Here is a 3609-nt window from a genome sequence, read left to right as displayed (position 1 = left end):
AGGGAACGAAGATAAACTTCACGCCCATTCTTATCGTCAACTTCCTGATTTTGGTATTAACCACTCCGAAAAAGGTACGTATCAATGATATCATGGAAGTTAAAAAAATTGCTCCACATATGGTAAGTGCAATGCAAGAACGTACCCGCGCTTTTGTACAGGTACAAAATGGATGCGATCATCGTTGCACATTTTGCATTATTCCTTATGGACGTGGACCATCTCGTTCAGTTCCCATGGGGGCTGTCATAGAACAAATTAAAAAGCTGACAAATGTGGGTATTCAAGAAGTGGTTCTTACAGGTGTTGACCTTACAAGTTATGGTCACGATCTTCCTGGAAAAGCTAATCTAGGAAAATTAACTTCAGCCATTTTGCATCATGTCCCTGATTTGCCTCGGTTACGTCTTTCATCTATTGACTCTATTGAAGCAGACGAAGAACTCATAAATCTTTTAGCTTATGAAAAAAGGATTATGCCCCATTTACATTTATCCTTGCAGGCAGGTGATAATATGATTTTAAAACGGATGAAACGACGACATTTGCGTGAACATGCTATTCAATTTTGCCAAGAATTGCGTGCCAAACGTCCTACAATGGTTTATGGTGCTGACTTAATTGCTGGTTTTCCTACAGAAACAGAAGAGATGTTTCAAAACAGTCTCGCTTTAATAAAAGATTGTCATTTAACTCACCTTCATGTATTCCCTTTTAGTCCAAGAGAAGGAACACCTGCCGCACGTATGCCACAAATCAATCGTAAAACAGTTAAGCTGCGTGCTGAGAAACTGCGTAAAGCAGGCGAGAAAGCCTACCAAAAACATCTTGCTCATTTACAAAACAGTCAACAAACAATTCTCGTTGAAAAAGATGAAATCGGACGAACAGAAGATTATACTCTTGTACAAATTAAAGGCGCAAAAGCAGGAACAATTGTTCAAGCCCTTATTGTTGACCATGATGGCGATAAATTAATTGCTGTCCTTCCAAAATTAAATGCTGCTTGAGCAGGAAATTTTTTATGACAAAATCTTTTATAAAAAAAATATTCTCTTTTCACAAATCTAAAGAACAGGAAATGGAGCAAATTTCTATTTCTTATAAAAATGATATAATAGAAGAAAATGAAAAGACAGAAAACAACCAAATCTTTGCAGATGCAAAACAAGAAGAAAATCAAAGGTTAAGATCTGTAGAATGTGATGAAAAATCCCAATCTTTAGAGTCGCATTTTGATAAAGACCTCCTTTCTGATAAAATTCCCCCTGATAGTAAAATTGTTGTCACAAACACCATCCGTGAAAAAAAGAATAAAGAAATTTTATCTGAACCGTCTGTTGAACAAAAAAAGACAGCATGGTTTGGACGCCTGAAAAAAGGTCTATCTCTCTCTTCACAACGCCTAAGTGGATCGATTTGCGACCTCTTTGTTAAAAGAAAACTCGATAAAGATACATTACAAGAACTCGAAGATATCCTTATCCAAGCTGATCTCGGTGTAGAAACAGCAACACGCATCACGAATACTTTAGCTTCAAATCGTTATGGAAAAGATCTTTCCCCAAATGACATTCATACTATCGTCATTGAAGAAATCAGAAAAGTTCTTGAACCTGTCGCAATACCCTTAGAGCTTGATCTCAGTCATAAGCCTCATGTTATTTTGCTAGTAGGTGTAAATGGTACAGGAAAAACGACAACAATTGGAAAACTTGCCGCCAAATTAACAGAAGGGGGATTAAAAGTTATGCTTGCAGCTGGTGATACTTTCCGAGCCGCAGCGATTGAACAACTACACATTTGGGGTGAACGTACCGATTCTCCTGTTATTTCGACAAAATTGGGAGCAGATGCCGCGAGTTTAGCCTTTGATGCTTTTGAGAAAGCAAAAAAAGAAAAGAGTGATGTATTAATTATTGATACAGCAGGGCGTTTACAAAATAAATCTGAATTAATGGATGAGCTGGCAAAAATTATTCGTGTTTTAAGAAAACACACGCCCCAAGCACCCCATACAATCCTTCAAACGCTTGATGCAACGACCGGACAAAATGCACTAAGCCAAGTAGATATTTTCCGTGATATTGCTGGTGTTAATGGTTTAGTCATGACAAAGCTGGATGGAACTGCGCGAGGAGGAATTCTTGTTGCTATCGCAGCAAAATATAAATTACCCGTTTATTTTATCGGTGTAGGAGAGAGTATTGAAGACCTTCAACCTTTTTCTGCTTCTGACTTCGCCGAAACTATTGCAGGAAAACATGCATGAAACAACCTTTATCTAACCCTAATTCATACAATAATTCTGAGAAAAATATGAACAACAATAAAAAAACGCCCCTCTCACCAACACTTAAGTTTCTCTTAGAAATGGGACCATTGGTCGCCTTCTTTTTCGCCAATTATAAGGGAGAATGGTTGATAAAAAACATTGAATTTTTTCAAAGTTTTAGTAAGCCTATTTTCCCTGCAACAGCTATTTTTATGGTAGCGATTATTATTTCCCTAAGCTTCTCATGGATCCTTGCAAGACAAGTTCCTATTATGCCTCTTATTTCAGGAATATTTGTTCTCGTTTTTGGCTTTCTAACACTCTGGCTTCATAATGAAACTTTTATAAAGATGAAACCTACAATCATTAACAGCTTATTTGCTTTTATACTGTTTGGTGGAATGTTGTTTAAAAAACCACTTTTACGTTATGCTCTTGACTCTACCTTAAAACTTGATGATTTAGGCTGGCAGAAACTCACCTATCGTTGGGCGTTTTTTTTCGTTTTTCTTGCCCTTTTAAATGAAATCATTTGGCGCAATTTTAGCGATGATTTTTGGACGAGTTTCAAAGTATTTGGCGTTATGCCTATAACAGTCCTTTTCATGCTGACTCAAATGCCTATCATCATGAAACATTCAAAAGGACTTTTTACAGAAGAGGACAAATCTGATTCTTAAACAAAATGTACCCATAAACATAGATTATTTTTCAGTTTTATCGTTGCATACTGTTCAGGAGAAAAAACATGTTGATTGAACAGTTTATCTGCCGAGAAGATAATTTTGGTGTACTCATTCATGACGAAAAAAGCGGTATGACAGCCGCAATAGATGCTCCTGAAAGCAAAGCTATTCGCAATGCTTTAAAACACCATAATTGGACGCTTAACACTATTTTTGTGACTCACCATCATCATGATCATGTAGAAGCCCTTGCAGAATTAAAACAAGCTTACAACGCTATAATTATCGGACCAGAAGCAGAAAAAAATAAGATTTACCACCTTGATCAAACACTTCAACCTGATGAGAAACTCCTTTTTGCTTCTCACACGCTCTTAGCTCTCTCAACACCTGGCCATACGCTAGGAGCTCTATCCTATTATTTTCCTGAAAAAAAATTACTTTTTGCTGGAGATACGCTTTTTTCACTTGGTTGTGGACGTCTTTTTGAAGGAACAGCCGCACAAATGCTAAATTCTTTAAAAAAGCTTCGTAAACTCCCCGATGAAACACTCCTATATTGTGGACATGAGTACACAAAAAACAATGCTCTTTTCGCGCTAACAATTGATCCACATAATAAAAAACTCCACCAAAGAATAGAAGATG

The 3609-nt window shown here is 36.9% G+C and carries 3 protein-coding genes and 1 pseudogene; all 4 read left to right on the top strand.

What is annotated here, in order from left to right; genetic code table 11:
- A pseudogene (locus BN338_RS04630) lies at positions 1–1010 on the top strand (MiaB/RimO family radical SAM methylthiotransferase); the annotation flags it as partial.
- Between the two features lie 14 nt (positions 1011–1024).
- Positions 1025–2272 carry a signal recognition particle-docking protein FtsY gene (gene ftsY / locus BN338_RS04625; RefSeq protein ID WP_083868438.1) on the top strand — a complete coding sequence of 416 codons (1248 nt, stop codon included), beginning with the start codon at positions 1025–1027 and terminating at the stop codon, positions 2270–2272.
- Positions 2269–2955, top strand: a complete 687-nt coding sequence (locus BN338_RS04620; protein ID WP_039759478.1) for a septation protein A — start codon at positions 2269–2271, stop codon at positions 2953–2955. Before ftsY ends, BN338_RS04620 begins: the two co-directional genes overlap by 4 nt.
- A 68-nt stretch (positions 2956–3023) precedes the next feature.
- A partial coding sequence (gene gloB, locus BN338_RS04615) for a hydroxyacylglutathione hydrolase (protein WP_039759475.1) occupies positions 3024–3609 on the top strand: 586 nt, incomplete at its 3' end.

This window comes from Bartonella queenslandensis AUST/NH15 (assembly GCF_000312585.1).
Lineage (GTDB): Bacteria > Pseudomonadota > Alphaproteobacteria > Rhizobiales > Rhizobiaceae > Bartonella > Bartonella queenslandensis_A.
Note: the sequence above shows the minus strand (reverse complement) of the source record. Positions and strands in the feature narration are given on the sequence as shown.

What these genes read in the sequence shown, in the direction of transcription:
- ftsY (WP_083868438.1), top strand. Translation starts at nt 1,025, where the DNA reads ATGACAAAATCTTTTATAAAAAAAATATTCTCTTTTCACAAATCTAAA.
- BN338_RS04620 (WP_039759478.1), top strand. Translation starts at nt 2,269, where the DNA reads ATGAAACAACCTTTATCTAACCCTAATTCATACAATAATTCTGAGAAA.